Here is an 18,104-nt window from a genome sequence, read left to right as displayed (position 1 = left end):
TTATTGGATTCGCCCACAGTATGGAGCGGACAAGATCAGTCTGCTGCGGCCAAGGCACCGCTGAGGCCGCGCAAGTGCCGCGCGTGCGATCCGGATGCCGCCGTCAGGGGCGCGCGCAGTTCGTTGGCGCACCAGCCCTGGGCCGCCAGCAGCGCCTTCAGTGGGCCGGGGTTGGCCTCGGCGAACAGCGCCTTGATCAGCGGCACTAGCGGATGCCAGGCGTGGCGCGCCCGCGCCAGGTCGCCCACGGCGATCGCGTCAAGCACCGCCACGAAGCGCCGCGTGTGCACATGCGCCGACGCGGCGATGGCGCCCGCGCCGCCTTGCGCCACGGTGGCGAACAGTTGCGCATCCTCGCCGGCCAGCACCTGCAGGCGGCCGTCGCGGATCAGAGCCAGTGTCTTGCCGGGGTCGCCGCCGCAGTCCTTGACGGCGCGGATGTTGGGGTGGGCGGCCAGCGCCAGCAGCGTCTCGCGCGCCAGGGTAGCGCCAGTGCGGTAGGGGATGTCGTAGACGACGAGCGGCACCGCGCTGGTGTCGGCAAGTTCGGTGAACCAGGCGCGCAGGCCGTTCTGTCCAGGTCGCACGTAATGTGGTGCCGGCACCAGCAGGCCACCGAGCGGCGGCACATCGTGCGCGGCCAGGCGCTGCACGCAGGCGCGCGTGTCGGGCAGGTGGTAGCCGCTCAATCCCATGATGAGCGGCAGCCCGCCGGCATGCGCCGCCACCGTGCGCAGGCAGGCCAGTTGCTCTTCCTTCGAGAGCGCCGCCGCCTCGCCAGTGGAGCCGCAGACGACGACGCCGCGGATGCCAGTGCGGGCCAGGTGCGCCGTCAGCCGCGCCAGTGCGGCGTGGTCCACGGCCCCGTCGCGAAACGGGGTGACGAGGGGAATCCACAGGCCCGAGAAATCGGGCGAGGGAACAGTGCTGGAGCTTGAGTTCACGCGAACATCCTTTCAGAACAGGCCAAGACCGTTGGGTTGGGCCGTGGTCGGATGTGCGCGGGGAGTGGGTGCCGAAGATGCTGCCGCCGGGTCTTGCCGTCGCTCATCCGACGACGGCACCGCAGCGCCGGTCAGATGCGCTGGGGTTTCTTCGATTTGCAGGCAATGCACGCAGCCGTGCCCACCGCGCGCGGCGGCAAGCAGTGGGGCAGGGCGTGCATGGGCATCGCGCCAGTGTAGGGGCGCACGGGGCAAAATGCCGGCATGAGCCAGCCACGTGTTTCGATTCAGCCACAGGACTTCGACTTGAGCGCCGAGGTGGCCGCCTTGCGCGCCGGCGATGCGCGCGTGGGCGCCGTCTGCGCCTTCGTGGGCACGGTGCGCGACCGCCACCCCGCCGAGCTGGCCGCCACCGGCGCGCCCGACGTGGCCAGCGTGGCCTCGATGGAGCTGGAGCACTACCCCGGCATGACCGAGAAGGCCATCGAGGCCATGATCGACGAGGCGCACCGCCGCTTCAGCCTGTTCGGCGTGCGCGTGATCCACCGCATCGGCCTGCTGCGGCCGCAGGACCAGATCGTGCTGGTGGCGGTGACCAGCGCGCACCGGGGCGAAAGCTTCCAGGCCTGCGAGTTTCTGATGGACTACCTGAAGACCCAGGCGCCGTTCTGGAAGAAGGAGCAGACGCCCGACGGCGCGCGCTGGGTGGACGCCCGCGTGAGCGACGACGCGGCGCTGGCGCGCTGGGGCATCCAGGCGGCCAACGCGTGAGGCGCTGGCGCGTGCCGTACGCTGCTCGGCTGGCGGCGGCGATGCTAGCAGGCCTGCTGGCCCAGCCGGCGGTGCAGGCGCAGGACGGCCAGCGCCCGGCCACCGGCGTGCCGTGGAACGCGCGCGTGACCTACGTGGTCGACGGTGATTCGGTCTGGGTGCAGCCACTGGTCGGCGGCAAGCGCCAGCGGCTGCGCATCGATGGTGTCGATGCGCCCGAGATCTGCCAGACCCATGGCACCGAGTCGCGCCAGGCGCTGCAGGCGCTGGCCCTGAACCAGCGCGTGCGCGTCACCGTGTGGGCGTACGACCGCTACGGCCGCGCCATCGCCACCGTGGTGCGCTTGCAGGGCGATGTGGACCTGGGCGAGCGCATGGTTGAAGAGGGCTGGGCCTGGACCGATGGCTATGGCACGCGCCTGGGCAAATACTGGCGCGCCGAGGCGCAGGCGCGCTGGGCCGGGCGCGGGCTGTTCGCCGAGCGCTGGCCGGAGTTACCGGCCGACTTTCGCAACCGGCATGGGCCGTGCGGCGCGGCCAAACCCGCATCGGGTGATTAGTTTATGCTTCTGAATTGATAGCTTATCGCGCCCGCTGCATGCCGCCTGAAGGTCTTTATGATGCAGGCTCCAGGCGCGCAGTCGGCGTTGGCGGCGGGCACTGAAAAGCCCTTGATTCCCTGTGGACACACCCCATCTGGGGGAGCAATTCGGAGGTTTTTTCTTCATGCGACTCGACAAACTCACCACCAAGTTCCAGGAAGCCCTGGCCGACGCGCAATCGCTGGCCCTGGGCAACGACCACGCCTACATCGAACCCGTGCACCTGCTGGCGGCCATGCTGCGCCAGCAAGATGGCCCCAAGGCGCTGCTGCAGCGCGCCGGCGTCAACGTGGCCAAGCTGAGCCAGGACGCCGAGGCCGCCGTCAAGCGCCTGCCCACCGTGACGGGCCAAGAGCAGGTGCAGCCCGGCCCCGACCTGATCCGCCTGCTGCAGGCCACCGAGAAGGAAAGCATCAAGCGCGGCGACCAGTTCGTGCCCAGCGAGATGTTCCTGCTGGCGCTGGCCGACGCCAAGGGCGAGGCTGGCCGCATCGCCCAGGAAAGCGGCCTGAGCCGCAAGAGCCTGGAAGCCGCCATCGACGCCGTGCGCGGCGGCCAGACCATGGACAGCGCCGACGGCGAGAGCCAGCGCGAGGCGCTCAAAAATACACGCTCGACCTGACCGAGCGCGCGCGCCTGGGCAAGCTGGACCCGGTGATCGGGCGGGACGACGAGATCCGCCGCGCCATCCAGGTGCTGCAGCGGCGCAGCAAGAACAACCCGGTGCTGATCGGCGAGCCGGGCGTGGGCAAGACCGCCATCGTCGAAGGCCTGGCCCAGCGCATCGTGGCCGGCGAGGTGCCCGACACGCTGAAGGACAAGCAGGTGCTGGTGCTCGACATGGCGGGCCTGCTGGCGGGCGCCAAGTACCGTGGTGAATTTGAAGAGCGCCTGAAGGCGGTGCTGAAGGAAGTGGCGCAGGAAGAAGGGCGCATCATTCTGTTCATCGACGAGCTGCACACCATGGTCGGCGCCGGCAAGGCTGAAGGCGCCATCGACGCCGGCAACATGCTGAAGCCCGCGCTGGCGCGTGGCGAGCTGCACTGCATCGGCGCCACCACGCTGGACGAATACCGCAAGTACATCGAGAAGGACGCGGCGCTGGAGCGGCGCTTCCAGAAGGTGCTGGTGGGCGAGCCCAGCGTGGAAGACACCATCGCCATCCTCCGCGGCCTGCAGGAGCGTTATGAGGCGCACCATGGCGTCGACATCACCGACCCGGCCATCGTGGCCGCGGCCGAGCTGAGTGCACGCTACATCACCGACCGCTTCCTGCCCGACAAGGCGATCGACCTGATCGACGAGGCGGCGGCCAAGATCAAGATCGAGATCGACTCCAAGCCCGAGGTGATGGACCGGCTGGATCGCCGCATGATCCAGCTCAAGATCGAGCGCGAGGCGATGAAGAAGGAGACCGACGAGGCCTCGCACCGGCGCCTGCAGCTGATCGAGGAAGACCTGGCCGCGCTGGAGAAGGAATACGCCGACCTGGACGAAATCTGGAAGGCCGAAAAGGCCAGCGCCCAGGGCAGCGAGCAGATCCGCAAGGAGATCGAGCAGATCAAGTTCCAGATGCAGGAAGCCACCCGCAAGGGCGACTTCAACCAGGTGGCCGAGCTGCAGTACGGCAAGCTGCCGCAACTGCAGAAGCAGCTGGACGAAGCCCAGGCCAAGGAAAGCCAGCGCGAGCACGCCGCGCCGCAACTGCTGCGCACCCAGGTCGGCGCCGAGGAGATCGCCGAGGTCGTCTCGCGCGCCACCGGCATCCCCGTCAGCAAGATGATGCAGGGCGAGCGCGACAAGCTGTTGCGCATGGAAGACGCGCTGCACCAGCGCGTGGTGGGGCAGGAAGAAGCCATTTCGGCCGTGTCCAACGCCATCCGCCGCTCGCGCTCGGGCCTGAGCGACCCGAACCGGCCGCTGGGCAGCTTCCTGTTCCTCGGCCCCACCGGCGTCGGCAAGACCGAGCTGACTAAGGCGTTGGCGGCCTTCTTGTTCGACAGCGAAGAGCACCTGATTCGCATCGACATGAGCGAGTTCATGGAGAAGCACAGCGTGGCCCGCCTGATTGGCGCGCCGCCCGGCTACGTGGGTTACGACGAAGGCGGTTACCTGACCGAAGCCGTGCGCCGCAAGCCCTACAGCGTGATCCTGTTCGACGAGATCGAGAAGGCCCACCCGGACGTGTTCAACGTGCTGCTGCAGGTGCTGGACGATGGCCGCTTGACCGACGGCCAGGGCCGCACGGTGGACTTCAAGAACACCGTCATCATCATGACCAGCAACATCGGCTCGCCCATGATCCAGAGCATGGCGGGGCAGCCGTATGACGACATCAAGGACGCGGTGTTCGGCGAGCTGAAGAACCACTTCCGCCCCGAGTTCCTGAACCGCATCGACGAGATCGTGGTCTTCCACGGCCTGGACGCGAGCCAGATCGGCGCCATCGCCAAGATCCAGCTCAAGGTGCTGACCGAGCGCCTGGCCAAGATGGACCTGCACCTGAACGTGAGCGACCAGGCCATCGACGAACTGGCCAAGGTCGGCTTCGACCCGGTGTTCGGCGCGCGGCCGCTCAAGCGGGCGATCCAGCAGCGCATCGAGAACCCGCTGTCGAAGGCGCTGCTGGAAGGCCAGTTCCCGCCCAAGTCGACCATCAACGTCAGCGTCGATCCGATCAAGGACCCGGGGTGTTCCAGTTCAACGCCGGGCCGGAGGCGGTGGCGGGCTGACTCCACTTTCAGATCGAAACGACCTCGATTTCGTCATTCTGGCGAAAGCCGGAATCCAGACAACGCACGTGCGGAGAGCATGGATCCCGGCTTTCGCCGGGATGACGACGGTTGACGTTCTGAAGTAAAAAGGGATGACACGGCAAACGCCTTGCAGTCAGTAGGCTGGGTTAGCGCAGCGTAACCCAGCGGCCAGCGCAACCTCTGCTGGGTTTCGCTGCGCTCTACCCAGCCTACCGGCTGACACGGAACGAGCAGGGACGACGGATTTATACTCCCTGATGTGATGTCTGACAGCGCTTGATACGTAAGCGCTGAAGACCCATACTCCCTGTATTTCTGATTCCATGACGCTGCGGGCGGCCCGGCTGAACGGTGCCGCCCGCAGCTTTTGGCACACTGGCGCCAGCGGCACGCCTTGCCCACCGGAGCCAGACACATTGAATCCTCAAACCCTGTTCGACGCGCAGCACCAGCGCTCGCGCCACGCCACGCCGCCATCGGTGGCCGAGCGCCACGACCGGCTTGCCCGCGTGGCACGCCTGCTGGATGAGCACACCACCGCGCTGACGAATGCCGTGCAGGCCGACTTCGGGATCCGCGGCGGGCGCCTGACCGAGATCGCTGACCTGTTCGTGCTGCGCGCCATGCTGGGCGATTTGCGGCGCCACCTGGCGCGCTGGTCGCGGCCGCAGCGCGTGCGCACGCCGCTTTATCTGATGCCGGGGCGCGGCCACATCCAGCGCCAGCCGCTGGGCGTGGTGGGCGTCATCGGGCCGTGGAACTACCCGCTGCAGCTCACCCTGGGCCCCGCGGCCACGGCGCTGGCGGCGGGCAACCGGGTGATGCTGAAACCCAGCGAGATCACGCCGCGCACGTCGGCGCTGCTGGCCGAGCTGGTGGCCAGGCACTTCGCGCCCGACGAATTCACCGTGGTGCAGGGCGGGGCGGACGTGGCGGCCGAGTTCGCAGCGCTGCCGTTCGACCACCTGTTCTTCACCGGCTCCACCGCCGTCGGCCGCAAGGTGGCCGAGGCCGCGGCGCGCAACCTGACGCCGACCACGCTGGAACTGGGCGGCAAGTCGCCCTGCATCGTCGATGCGTCGTGTACTGATTTTGAAGGCGCAGCGCTGAAGATCGCCCACGGCAAGCTGCTCAACGGCGGCCAGACCTGCATCGCGCCCGACTACCTGCTGCTGCCGCGCGGGCGCGAGGCCGAGTTCAGCGCCGCCTACCGCGCCGCCGTGGCACGGCTGTTTCCGCGCCTGGAAGGCAACCCCGACTACGCCGCCATCGTCACCGAGCGCCACCAGGCGCGCCTGCAAGCCTTGCTGGACGAGGCCCGCGCAGGCGGCGCGCAGGTCGAGGACGTGGGGCCGCCGGCGGGCGAGGGCAGGGCGCGCCAGCTGCGCCCGGTGCTGGTGTTCGGCGCGCAGCCGTCGATGCGCCTGCTGCAGGAAGAAATCTTCGGACCCATCCTGCCGGTGCTGCCCTGCGACACGCCGGACCAGGCCGTCGCCCACATCAACGCCCAGCCGCGCCCGCTGGCGCTGTACTGGTTCGGCACCGACACCGCGGCGCGCGACCAGGTGCTGCAGCGCACCGTGAGCGGCGGCGTGACGGTGAACGACACGCTGATGCACATCACGCACGACGGCCTGCCCTTCGGCGGCGTGGGCGACAGCGGCCTGGGTGCGTACCATGGCGAAACGGGTTTTCTGCGCTTCACGCACCAGAAGGCGGTGTTCGTGCAGTCGCGCTGGGCCATGGGGCAGCTGCTGTACCCGCCCTACGGCGCGCGCTTCGATCGGATGATGGGGTGGATCCGCAAGCTGCTGTGACCGTGTTTTCGCTGCGGCATCACGGCTGCGCGGCGACAATATGAACGCTTGGGCTTGAAGCGATTCCGTGCACGAGATCCACGAGATGTCCGTCGACGGGTCAACCCGAAGAACCCCGTGGGTAGACGCCGCGCTCCTTGCGCCGGTTGTCGCCGCGCTGGTGGTGGTGTTCATGGGCGTCGGGGGCGTGCGACCCGCGCTGGTTTGGCATGGCGGCCTGATCTATCTGGGTGTGCTCCTGACGCTCGCCGTTTTCGTGCGTGGCCGGTCGCGGCTGCTGGACCGGCCGCGCACGTTGTGCGCCAGATACAGCACACCGTCGTTCGAGTGGGCGGCGTTGCTGTATGGCTGTGCCGCGATGGTGGCCGGCGTGGTGGGCATGCTGGATGTCGACGACACGCGGGTGCAGAAGGCGAGTGCCGGGCAGCTCGAGGCCCGGCTGGCGGAGCTGTGTTCGCATGCAGGGCCGGCTGACGCCCGCTCGTTCAGTGCCGTGGATCAGCCACCGGCGCGTGACGGCCTGTTGCTGGACACGTCCTTTGAACAAGGCACACCGCTGTGGTCGTCCGGGGCGGCGCACACCAGGGTGGCCGGTGTCACCGGCTGCAGCCGCTCCGGCCAGCGTGCGGTGGAGTTTGTCGGGCTCGCTCCCAGCGCGGGCTCGGTATGCCGTGGTGGAGTCCGCGCCCGCGTGAAGCGATCCTGAGCGCATCGTTTCGCCGGCTGGAAGACTTTGCAGTCCAGGGCAGGCAGACGGGAACGCTGAGCTTCTTCAGGCTGTCCACATCCAACCATCAACCGCGTGAACAGTTCAACTGCGACACGGATCTGAGCGTGTTCTATCGTTTCGATGGAGGCGAATGGCAGCACCGGATGGCGTTCTGCGGCCAGCATCTGTCTGAAGTCAAAGGATGGCGGCAAGCGCAGCTGGCGTTCGACGTCAGCGGCCGTTCGACCATTGGCTGGAAGCTGGTTTATCGCTCCGCGCGCGGTGACCTGACGGTGGCCCGTTACTTCATCGACGACCTGCGGGTCGAGATGAAATGAGGCCTGATCCTCGCATCACGCCATCCACGCCCGGCCATGACCCCGTGACGGCGTCCTGCCGATCCAGCGCGTACCATCGCTCCCCATGTCGACCACCGCCGCCGCTTCCGGCCAGATGCCTGCCCCCGTTCCGTTGCGCGACGACGCGGCGGTGATCGGGCTGGTGGGCCTGGCTCACGCCAGTTCGCACTTTGCCCATCTGCTGCTGCCGCCGCTGTTTCCGGTGTTCGCGCAGGAGTTCGGGCTGTCGTTCTCGCAGCTCGGCTTTCTGATGACGGTGTTCTTCGTCATCTCGGGCACGGGGCAGGCGTCGGCGGGGTTTCTGGTCGACAAGGTGGGGGCGCGGCCGGTGCTGTTCGCGTCGTTCGTCAGCTTCATCTGCGCCTGTCTGGCGGGCTACTTCGCGCAGGGTTACTGGGGCCTGATGCTGGTGGCCATGTTCGCCGGGCTGGGCAACGCGCCGTTTCACCCGGTGGATTTCTCGATCCTGAACCAGCGCGTGTCGACTCACCGGCTGGGCTACGCCTTCAGCGCGCACGGCCTGTCGGGCAACCTGGGCTGGGCGCTGACGCCGGTGTTTCTGCTGTTCTTCACCGCCTGGCAGGGCTGGCGCTCGGGCTATCTGGCGGCGGCGCTGATGTACGCGTGCATCCTGGCGGTGCTGGTGGCCAAGCGCGCGCACCTGAAGACCGAGGTGGTGCGCCGCGCGGCCGACGCGCCCAAGGGCAGCGACGTGGCCTTTCTGCGGCTGCCGGTGGTGTGGTGGTGCTTTGCGTTCTTCCTGCTGTCGACCATGACGCTGGCGGTGGTGCAGAACTTCGCCTCGCCCATCATGCAGGCGATGCACGGGGTCAGCTTCGAATCGGCCACGACGATGATCACGGCCTACATGCTGGCGGGCGCGCTGGGCATGTTCGTGGGCGGCTTCGTGGCGGCGCGCGTGCCGGCCGCCACCGACCGCGTGGTGGCGGGGTCGATGGGCGCGGGCGCGGTGCTGATCGTGGTGGCGGCTACCGGCTGGCTGGGCGGTTTCGGCTCGATGGCGATGCTGGCAGCCACCGGTTTCGCCGTCGGCATCGGCGGGCCGAGCCGCGACATGATGATCAAGAAGGCCACGCCCAAGGGCGCCACCGGGCGCGTGTACGGCACCGTCTATTCGGGCCTGGACACGGGCTTTGCCATCGCGCCGCTGATCTACGGCTTCTTCATGGACCGCGCCCTGTACACGGCCACGCTGCTGCTGGCGGCGGTGTTCCTGGCGCTGTCGGTGGTGGCAGCTCTGGGGGTGGGCAAGCGCACGAATTCGGGTACAACCCCTGAGCGCCTGAGGGCGCTTCCCTTCTCTCTGCGGGAAGGGGACAACGCCAGCGCTCGGCGCAGGTCCGAGCGCGACGTTCGCTGGCACGGCCTGCTCCGCGGCCATCGGTTTTTTGAAAGAATCAGCGCATGACTCGCATCGCAGGCCACCTTCTCGTCGAATGCCTTCTGGCCCAGGGCGTCACCCACGCGTTCGGCGTGCCGGGCGAAAGCTATCTGGCGGTGCTGGACGGCTTTCACCAGCACCGCGACGCGATCGACTTCGTCATCTGCCGGCAGGAGGGCGGTGCCGCCTTCATGGCCGAGGCGCACGGCAAGCTCACGCGGCGGCCGGGCGTGTGCTTTGTCACGCGCGGGCCGGGGGCGACCAACGCCAGCATCGGCGTGCACACGGCCAGCCAGGATTCGACGCCTATGGTGCTGTTCGTCGGCGATGTGGCCAGCGACCAGCGCGACCGCGAGGCGTTCCAAGAGGTGGGTTACAGCGCCTTCTTCGGCGCCTTCGGCATGGCCAAGCGCGTCGAGCGCATCGACAGCGCCGAGCGCCTGCCCGAATACGTGGCGCGCGCCTTTGCCACCGCGCTGAACGGCCGCCCCGGCCCGGTGGTGCTGGTGTTGCCCGAGGACATGCTGACCCAGCCCGTGCCCGACACCCTGCAGCCCATGCCGCGCTGGCAGCCGCCCGCCTACCAGCCCGCGCCCGAATCCATGCAGCGCCTGCGCGAGATGCTGCTGAAAGCGAAGCGGCCGATGGTCATCGTGGGCGGTGGCGGCTGGACGCCCGAGGCCGCGCGCGACTTGCAGGCGTTTGCCGAAGCCTGGCAACTGCCGGTGGGCAACGCCATGCGCTTTCAGGACACCTTCGACAACCACCACCCGCTGTACGCCGGCGACGTGGGCATCGCCATCAACCCCAGGCTGGGCCAGCGCATCACCGATGCCGACCTGATCCTCGCCATCGGCCCGCGCCTGGGCGAGATGACCACCAGCGGCTATCGCCTGCTGTGCGTGCCGCGGCCGACGCAGCAGCTGATCCACGTGCACACCAGCGCCGAGGAGCTGGGCCGCGTGTACCAGCCCGACCTGGCCCTGTGCGCCAGCCTGCCGGCCACCGCCGCCGCGCTGGCGGCGCTGCAAGCGCCAGACGAGCAGCCCTGGCGCGACTGGACCCAAGCCGTGCATGCCGACCACGTCGCCAACATGCAGCCGCAGCCGCTGCCCGGCCCGGTGGACATGCACGCCATCATCTGCACGCTGCAGCAGCTGCTGCCCGAGGACGCCGCCCTCACCAACGGCGCCGGCAACTTTGCCAGCTGGGCGCACCGCTACTTTCACTACCACGGCATCGCCAAGGGCCACAAGACGCAACTTGCGCCCACCAACGGCGCCATGGGCTACGGCGTGCCGGCGGGCATCGCCTGCGCCATCACCACCGGGCGCACGGTGGTCACCATCGCCGGCGACGGCGACTTTCTGATGAACGGGCAGGAGCTGGCCACGGCCCATCAGTACGGCGCCCGCACCATCGTCGTGGTGCTGAACAACGGCGTGTACGGCACCATCCGCATGCACCAGGCGCGCGAGTACCCGCACCGGCGCGCTGGCACCGAACTGGTGAACCCCGATTTCGTGAAGCTGGCCGAAAGCTACGGCTACGCCGGCGTGCGCGTGGAGCGCACCGAACAGTTCGAGCCGGCGCTGCGCGAGGCGCTGGCGCGCCGGCAGGGCACGTTGATCGAGGTGGTGCTGAGCGAGCAGGTGATCACCACGCGCACCACGCTGGACGCGATCGAGAACAAGGCTGGCGCGAAGTGAGTTTGCTTCTGAAAAGATAGCTGCTCGCGCAATACCGGCGGGCGGTACAGGCTGATTTGACCAATAAAAAACCGGCTGAGAAAGCCGGTTTTTTGCTGCCTGCGCGGTTCGGCTGGATCAGGACAGGTGGTTGTTGATGAGCTTGGTCATCTCGAACATCGTCACCTGGGCCTTGCCGAAGATGGGCTTCAGCTTGGCGTCGGCGTTGATGTTGCGCTTGTTCACGCTGTCCTGCAGCTTGTTGGCCTTGATGTATTCCCACACCTTCTTGGTCACCTCGGTGCGCGGCACCGGCTTGGCGCCGATCACGGCGGCCAGCTCGGCGCTGGGCGTCATGGCCTTCATGAAGGCGGCGCTGGGGGTGCGCTTCTTGGCCGGGGCGGCGGCCTTCTTGGCGGGCGCGGCGGCTTTTTCGCCGGTGCAGCCTTCTTGGCCGGGGCGGCTTTCTTCGCCGGAGCTTTCTTTGCAGTTGCCATGGTTGCTGATCCTCTTTGTTGGAAAAGTCGTGTTATCTGGCCAGCCTGTGCATGCGCATCCGCCGGCTGAACGGGATGCTACTGGATAAGTAGCACGCTTCCAAGGGGAAACGCGCTTTTTCCCTCTGTGATGTTGCTTTTTCAGCGCGGGGCGGCGCTTTGGGCGAGGGCTGGCGCGCCGGTGCGGCAGGCGGCTGACTGGCGGCGGCGCGGGGCGCGGCCGGTGCATGGTGGATGACGTGATCGGGCGGCCGCCGGGGTCATCAGTGCTTCTTGCTTGCAGGCCTTGCGGGAAAAGCGCGAGAAGCTATGCAGTTGATAGCAATCAGCGCCGGCCCACGCGCCACGCCGCGCGCGACGGCAGCGTGGCCAGCAGCACGCCGGTCAGCGCCACGCCGTAGGCCAGCAGCTGCAGCGTGCTCAGGCGCTCGCCCAGCACCAGCACGCCGACGGCCGCGGCGCTGATGGGCAGCAGCACGGTGAACACGCCGGCCTGCGCGGCGGGCACGCTTTTCAGCCCGGTCATCCACAGCCACACCGTCCACATGCAGGCGGCCAGTGCGTAGAACACCAGCAGCACCCACATCGACGCCGGCACGGCGCCGAAGTCGAAGCGCCAGGCCAGCCACAGGCCGAAGGGCGTGCTCAGCACGAAGCCCCAGCCGTTGATCAGCGCGCTGATGCGGCGCGGCGACAGGCTGGCCGTGAGCGACTTGCCGATGACGGCGTAGCTGGCCTCGCACAGCACCGCGCCGATCAGCAGCAGGTTGCCCAGCCAGGCCAGGTGGGCAGTGTTGGAGGGCGCGAGTGCAGAAGGAGGGCGCCGGCAGCTCCTGCTTCGATAGCGCCACGAGCGCGATGCCGAGCACCGCGCAGGCCACGCCGGCCCACACGCGCGCCGCCACGCGCTCGCGCAGGAACAGCCAGCTGAGCACCGCCACCGCCGCCGGAATGGCGGCCAGGATGACGCCGGCCGACACCGCGGTGGTGAGCTTCACGCCGGTGATCATGCACAGCGTGAACAGGAAGTTGCCGAGGAAGGATTCGAGAAACAGCAGGCGGCGGGTGCGCGGCGTCAGCGGCGGCTCGTCGGGCGGCTTCTTCAGCCAGTGCAGCATGGCCACGCCCCCGATGCCGAAGCGCAGCCAGGCCAGCAGCAGCACCGGAAAGATCGCCGCCAGCGGCGGACAGCGCCACGTAGCTGCCCACCAGCGCCATCGACAGCGCCAGGCAGGCGTAGGCCAGCGGCCGGCTGGGGGTGAAGGGCGGTGGCATGAGGTGCTCAGGGAGGTTCAATAATGATAGCTTCTTGCGCCTGTTGATCCGTCGTTTCAGATCGATTTGAAGTGGAAACCGGCTTTCAATGGGCGCAAGAAGCTATCATTTTCTGATCGATCATCCAGAAGTTGCAGATGCCGCGCGGACCGCATTCGCTGTGTGGGAGCGGGCTTGCCCGCGATAAGGCGCCTCGTCGCCACCAGCGCTTGATCGCGGGCCAGCCCGCTCCCACAACGCTGTCGGAGACTGGTTGCCCATCAAGCAAATACGAAGCATTGCACCCTGGGCGATCAGCATCGCATCATGCCGCAATCGGTTACGCCCGCAGGCCTCGCGGCAGCGCGGCGCTGGTGGTGGAAGGTCTTGATCGAGGCGCCGCGCAATTTTTCATATCAAGAAATTGTCAATCTGCATCGTGAGATGTCCGGATGTTGCAGCGCCACATTTTTCTCAATACGAAAGATAAATTTCTGCATTGCGAAATGAATGCCTTAAGCCATTGATTTTCAATGAAGAAAAATTTGTCTTCTATAAGACATAAGAATCTTGCTAAGTCTTATATAAGAGTTATGATTGCGTCACCGGTGAAGCCCAAAGGCTGCCACCGACCGAGTTCACCTCAACCTTCTCTACTGGAGCTTTTCAATGCCGAACACCAACGAGCAACTCAGCCGCGAACAGCAGATCGCCGCCCTGGAAAAAGACTGGGCCACCAACCCCCGCTGGAAGGGCATCAAGCGCGGCTACAGCGCCGCCGACGTGGTGCGCCTGCGCGGCAGCCTGCCGATCGAGTACACGCTGGCCAAGCGCGGCGCCGAGAAGCTGTGGGGCCTGGTCAACGGCGAAGCCAAGAAGGGCTACGTCAACGCCTTCGGCGCCATCACCGCTGGCCAGGCCATGCAGCAGGCCAAGGCGGGCCTGGAGGCCGTGTACCTGTCGGGCTGGCAGGTGGCCGCCGACGGCAACACCTCCGAGACCATGTACCCCGACCAGTCGCTGTACGCCTACGACTCGGTGCCGACCATGGTGCGCCGCATCAACAACACCTTCAAGCGCGCCGATGAAATCCAGTGGGGCCGCGGCGTCGGCCCTGGCGACAAGGACTTCATCGACTACTTCCTGCCCATCGTGGCGGATGCCGAAGCCGGCTTCGGCGGCGTGCTGAACGCCTTCGAACTGATGAAGAACATGGTGGCCGCCGGTGCCGCCGGCGTGCACTTCGAAGACCAGCTGGCCGCCGTGAAGAAGTGCGGCCACATGGGTGGCAAGGTGCTGGTGCCCACGCAAGAGGCTTGCGAGAAGCTGATCGCCGCGCGCTTTGCCGCCGACGTGATGGGCGTGCCCACCATCATCCTGGCCCGCACCGACGCCGAGGCCGCCAACCTGATCACCTCTGATCACGACGCCAACGACAAGCCGTTCCTGACCGGCGAGCGCACGCAAGAGGGCTTCTACCGCGTGAAGAACGGCCTGGAGCAGGCCATCAGCCGCGGCGTGGCCTACGCCCCTACGCCGACCTGGTGTGGTGCGAAACCGGCACGCCCGACCTGGGCTTCGCCCGCGAATTCGCGCAGGCCGTGCTGGCCAAGCACCCGGGCAAGCTGCTGTCGTACAACTGCTCGCCGTCCTTCAACTGGAAGAAGAACCTGGACGACGCCACCATCGCCAAGTTCCAGGACGAGCTGTCCGCGCTGGGCTACAAGTACCAGTTCATCACGCTGGCCGGTATCCACAGCAACTGGTACAACACCTTCAAGTTCGCCCACGCCTACGCGCGCGGCGAGGGCATGAAGCACTACGTCGAAATGATCCAGGAGCCGGAATTCGCCGCGCGCGAGCAGGGCTACACCTTCGTGTCGCACCAGCAGGAAGTGGGCGCCGGTTACTTCGACGACGTGACCACCGTCATCCAGGGCGGCTCCTCCAGCGTGAAGGCGCTGACCGGCTCGACCGAGGAAGAGCAGTTCCATTGATCCACACAGAAGAAGGTTGACCGGCCCCGCCGGTCATCGAGGAGACTTGAAAGCCGCGGTTCGCCGCGGCTTTTTTGTGCGCGCGGGGTGGCTTGGGGCACACTGCGCGCATCACCCAAGGAGAACGCCCATGATCACCGCCCTGGTCCAATTCAAGCTGCCCGAGCGCATGACCGTCGAGCAGGCGCGCGCCGTGTTCGCCAGCACCGCGCCGCGCTACCTGGCCATGCAAGGCCTGGTGCGCAAGCACTACATCCTGTCCGAAGACGGCCTGACGGCCGGCGGCGTTTACCTGTGGCAGACGCGCGCCGACGCCGAGCGCGTGTACGACGCCGCCTGGCGCGAGTTCATCCGCAGCAAGTACCACACCGACCCGGTGGTCACCTACTTCGACACGCCCGTGATGGTGGACAACGTGGCGGGGCAGGTGGTGGAAAGCGCCTGACGTAGCCGCAGCAAGAGCGCTATTTTATCAATAGCTGCTTGCGCTTGACAGACGGGCGCTGGAGCCCTGTTTGACACATATTCGCTGATGCATCCGCGCGGTGGCGTTCACCCGCTCAGCGCACCCAGCCGCCGCCCTGCAGGTACCAGCCGCCGCGCGGCGAGCGGTCCCAGCGGTGAGGCTGCCAGCGATAGCCGGGGCGCGGGCGCTCATAGCGGCCGGGCACCCAGTGGTGCCGGTTGCCGCTCCAGTTCCAGTAGCCGTTGATCCAGATCGCACCGGGGTAGGGCAGGGCCGGCTGCACCTCGTAATACGGGGCCGGCGGCGCCATGGGCGCGTAGACGGTGGCCGGGGTGCTCGGGTAACCGTAGGGGTCGCTGTAGACGGTGCCAGGCACGGGCGCCACGACGCACCCCGCGAGGGCCGCCGCCGCGGCGAGCGCACCGGCGGCAAGGGTGAGGCGGGCCAGCGTCGGTCGATCAGTGCTTGCTTTCATGACTGCAGACTCCAGAAGAAAGGTGAGCGGCCAAACCCACCGGGCCGCCCGCCTCACGCTTTCAACGGCGCCGCCCGCTACAGCGCCGACCGGCGAACGCTTTCGGACGCGCTCTTTACCCGCGCTTCACAGTCGCGGGCCGCCGGCGTGCTGCAGTGCGTCAAAACGGGTAAAATGCCCAGCTTGATCGCGCGCAGCGCGCACCCATTTCACCCATCTGGATAAGAGCGAGAAAGGCAACCCGGTTATGACACCGCGAACTACGTTGGCAAGGGGCAAGGTCTAGGCCGTTCGCGGGTCGGGTTCAGGCGCATCCTGTCAGGGGCGCTGCACAAGAGGATTCCAAAGCGCGGCTTTCAGGCCGCGCTTTTTCTTGCCGCCCGCAACCATCGCTTTTTCAGGTTTTCACGCATTCAAAGGTTTCTTCATGGTTCAGATCACGCTTCCCGACGGCTCGCAGCGCCAGTTCGATGGTCCGGTGACGGTGGCCGAAGTGGCGCAATCCATCGGCAGCGGCCTGGCCAAGGCCGCCCTGGGCGGCAAGGTGGACGACAGGCTGGTCGACACCAGCTACCCGATCGCGCAGGATGCCCGGCTGTCGATCATCACCGCCAAGGACCCGGAGGGGCTGGAGATGATCCGCCACTCCACCGCCCACCTGCTGGCCTATGCGGTGAAGGAGCTGTTCCCGGACGCGCAGGTCACCATCGGCCCGGTGATCGAGAACGGCTTTTATTACGACTTCAGCTACAAGCGCCCCTTCACGCCCGACGACCTGGCCGCCATCGAGAAGAAGATGAGCGAACTGGCCGCCAAGGACGAGCCGGTGGTGCGCCGCGTGTTGCCGCGCGATGCCGCCGTCGAATACTTCAAGGGCATGGGCGAGGCCTACAAGGCCGAGCTGATCGCCAGCATCCCGACCAACGAAGATGTGTCGCTGTACCGCGAGGGCGCCTTCGAGGACCTGTGCCGCGGCCCGCACGTGCCCAGCACCGGCAAGCTCAAGCATTTCAAGCTGATGAAGGTGGCCGGCGCCTACTGGCGTGGCGACCACCGCAACGAGATGCTGCAGCGCATCTACGGCACCGCCTGGGCCAGCAAGGAAGAGCTCAAGCAGTACCTGACGATGCTGGAGGAGGCCGAAAAGCGCGACCACCGCAAGCTCGGCAAGGAACTGGACCTGTTCCACATCGACGAGCATTCGCCCGGCACCGTGTTCTGGCACCCCAAGGGCTGGACGCTGTGGCAGGAGGTGGAGCAGTACATGCGCCGCGTGTACCGCGACAACGGCTACCACGAGGTGAAGGGTCCGCAACTGCTCGACAAGACCCTGTGGGAGAAGACCGGCCACTGGGACAAGTACCGTGAGAACATGTTCATCACCGAGAGCGAGAAGCGCGACTACGCGCTCAAGCCGATGAACTGCCCCGGCCACATCATGATCTTCAAGCAGGGCGTGAAGAGCTACCGCGACCTGCCGCTGCGCTATGGCGAGTTCGGCGCCTGCCACCGCAACGAGCCCACGGGCGGCCTGCACGGCATCATGCGCGTGCGCGCCTTCACGCAGGACGACGGCCACATTTTCTGCACCGAGGACCAGATCCTGCCCGAGTGCACCGCCTACACGGCCCTGCTGCAGAAGGTCTACAAGGACTTCGGCTTCAGCGACATCATCTACAAGGTGGCCACCCGGCCCGAGCAGCGCATTGGCTCGGACGAGAGCTGGGACAAGGCCGAGCACGCGCTGATGGAGAGCCTGCGGGCGTCCAACTGCGCTTACGAGATCTCGCCGGGCGAGGGCGCCTTCTACGGCCCCAAGATCGAGTACACGCTGAAGGACGCCATTGGCCGTCAGTGGCAGTGCGGCACCATCCAGGTCGACTTCTCCATGGCCGAGCGCCTGGACGCCGAATACGTGGGTGAAGATGGCGCGCGCCACCGCCCGGTGATGCTGCACCGCGCCATCGTCGGCAGCCTGGAGCGCTTCATCGGCATCCTGATCGAGGAGCACGCTGGCGCACTGCCGGTGTGGCTGTCGCCGGTGCAGGTGGTGGTCACGGGCATCACCGACGCGCAGGTCGATTACGTGCAAAGCGTGGCCAAAACGCTGCGAAATCAAGGGCTTAGGGTGGAAACCGACCTGCGCAACGAGAAGATCACGTATAAAATACGCGAGCATTCGTTGCAAAAGCTGCCGTATATCCTCGTCGTCGGCGACAAGGAGAAGGAAGCTGGCGCCGTCGCAGTGCGCGTCCGGGGCAACCAAGACCTCGGTGTGATGTCCCTCGATGCGTTTGCCAAACGCATCGCGCAGGACATCGCTTCCAAAGCCTGATTTTTACGTGAAAACCAGCTCTGGTCCGCGTG

Annotated in this window: 11 protein-coding genes and 4 pseudogenes; 11 read left to right on the top strand and 4 right to left on the bottom strand. The window is 66.9% G+C overall.

Annotated elements, in window-relative coordinates; translation table 11 throughout:
• Positions 1 to 35: 35 nt before the first annotated feature.
• Positions 36 to 944: a 4-hydroxy-tetrahydrodipicolinate synthase gene (gene dapA / locus H0I39_RS00310; RefSeq protein WP_180549175.1), complete on the bottom strand. Its 909-nt coding sequence runs from the start codon at positions 942 to 944 to the stop codon at positions 36 to 38.
• A gap of 264 nt (positions 945 to 1,208) precedes the next feature.
• On the opposite strand from dapA, the gene H0I39_RS00305 reads away from it, so the two are divergent.
• The 8 genes and pseudogenes from H0I39_RS00305 (at position 1,209) to H0I39_RS00270 (ending at position 11,069) form a co-directional block, all read left to right on the top strand.
• Complete coding sequence (locus tag H0I39_RS00305) at positions 1,209 to 1,715, top strand: molybdenum cofactor biosynthesis protein MoaE (protein WP_180549174.1); 507 nt, start codon at positions 1,209 to 1,211, stop codon at positions 1,713 to 1,715.
• Positions 1,716 to 1,726: 11 nt separating this feature from the next.
• Positions 1,727 to 2,275, top strand: coding sequence for a thermonuclease family protein (locus H0I39_RS00300; protein ID WP_180549173.1), 549 nt, complete (start codon positions 1,727 to 1,729; stop codon positions 2,273 to 2,275).
• 166 nt (positions 2,276 to 2,441) lie between these two features.
• A pseudogene (clpB, locus tag H0I39_RS00295) lies at positions 2,442 to 5,008 on the top strand (ATP-dependent chaperone ClpB); the annotation flags it as partial.
• A 481-nt stretch (positions 5,009 to 5,489) separates the two neighbouring features.
• Positions 5,490 to 6,890, top strand: a complete 1,401-nt coding sequence (locus tag H0I39_RS00290) for a coniferyl aldehyde dehydrogenase (protein WP_373368240.1) — start codon at positions 5,490 to 5,492, stop codon at positions 6,888 to 6,890.
• A 67-nt stretch (positions 6,891 to 6,957) separates the two neighbouring features.
• A complete protein-coding gene (locus tag H0I39_RS00285; RefSeq protein WP_180549171.1) occupies positions 6,958 to 7,596 on the top strand; it encodes a hypothetical protein in 639 nt (212 codons plus the stop codon).
• Positions 7,557 to 7,937, top strand: a complete 381-nt coding sequence (locus H0I39_RS00280) for a hypothetical protein (RefSeq protein WP_180549170.1) — start codon at positions 7,557 to 7,559, stop codon at positions 7,935 to 7,937. Before H0I39_RS00285 ends, H0I39_RS00280 begins: the two co-directional genes overlap by 40 nt.
• 85 nt (positions 7,938 to 8,022) lie before the next feature.
• Positions 8,023 to 9,387, top strand: coding sequence for an MFS transporter (locus H0I39_RS00275; protein WP_180549169.1), 1,365 nt, complete (start codon positions 8,023 to 8,025; stop codon positions 9,385 to 9,387).
• Positions 9,384 to 11,069 carry a thiamine pyrophosphate-binding protein gene (locus H0I39_RS00270; RefSeq protein ID WP_180549168.1) on the top strand — a complete coding sequence of 562 codons (1,686 nt, stop codon included), beginning with the start codon at positions 9,384 to 9,386 and terminating at the stop codon, positions 11,067 to 11,069. Before H0I39_RS00275 ends, H0I39_RS00270 begins: the two co-directional genes overlap by 4 nt.
• 117 nt (positions 11,070 to 11,186) lie before the next feature.
• Here H0I39_RS00270 and H0I39_RS00265 read toward each other — a convergent pair.
• A pseudogene (locus H0I39_RS00265) lies at positions 11,187 to 11,545 on the bottom strand (SWIB/MDM2 domain-containing protein).
• A gap of 325 nt (positions 11,546 to 11,870) precedes the next feature.
• Positions 11,871 to 12,763, bottom strand: a pseudogene (locus tag H0I39_RS00260) (DMT family transporter).
• Between the two features lie 705 nt (positions 12,764 to 13,468).
• On the opposite strand from H0I39_RS00260, the pseudogene aceA reads away from it, so the two are divergent.
• Together aceA and H0I39_RS00250 are read left to right on the top strand one after the other, a co-directional pair.
• Positions 13,469 to 14,796, top strand: a pseudogene (gene aceA / locus H0I39_RS00255) (isocitrate lyase).
• A gap of 130 nt (positions 14,797 to 14,926) precedes the next feature.
• Positions 14,927 to 15,241: a YdhR family protein gene (locus H0I39_RS00250; protein ID WP_180549167.1), complete on the top strand. Its 315-nt coding sequence runs from the start codon at positions 14,927 to 14,929 to the stop codon at positions 15,239 to 15,241.
• 115 nt (positions 15,242 to 15,356) lie between these two features.
• Here the strand turns inward: H0I39_RS00250 and H0I39_RS00245 are convergent, their stop codons facing one another.
• Positions 15,357 to 15,737: a YXWGXW repeat-containing protein gene (locus H0I39_RS00245; RefSeq protein WP_180549166.1), complete on the bottom strand. Its 381-nt coding sequence runs from the start codon at positions 15,735 to 15,737 to the stop codon at positions 15,357 to 15,359.
• 427 nt (positions 15,738 to 16,164) lie between these two features.
• On the opposite strand from H0I39_RS00245, the gene thrS reads away from it, so the two are divergent.
• Entirely contained in the window at positions 16,165 to 18,072 is a 1,908-nt protein-coding gene (thrS, locus tag H0I39_RS00240) for a threonine--tRNA ligase (RefSeq protein WP_180549165.1), read from the top strand.
• The last annotated feature ends 32 nt before the right edge of the window (positions 18,073 to 18,104 follow it).

The organism is Ottowia beijingensis (assembly GCF_013423955.1).
Taxonomy (GTDB): domain Bacteria; phylum Pseudomonadota; class Gammaproteobacteria; order Burkholderiales; family Burkholderiaceae_C; genus Ottowia; species Ottowia beijingensis.
This window is presented reverse-complemented; position numbering and strand designations above follow the sequence as displayed.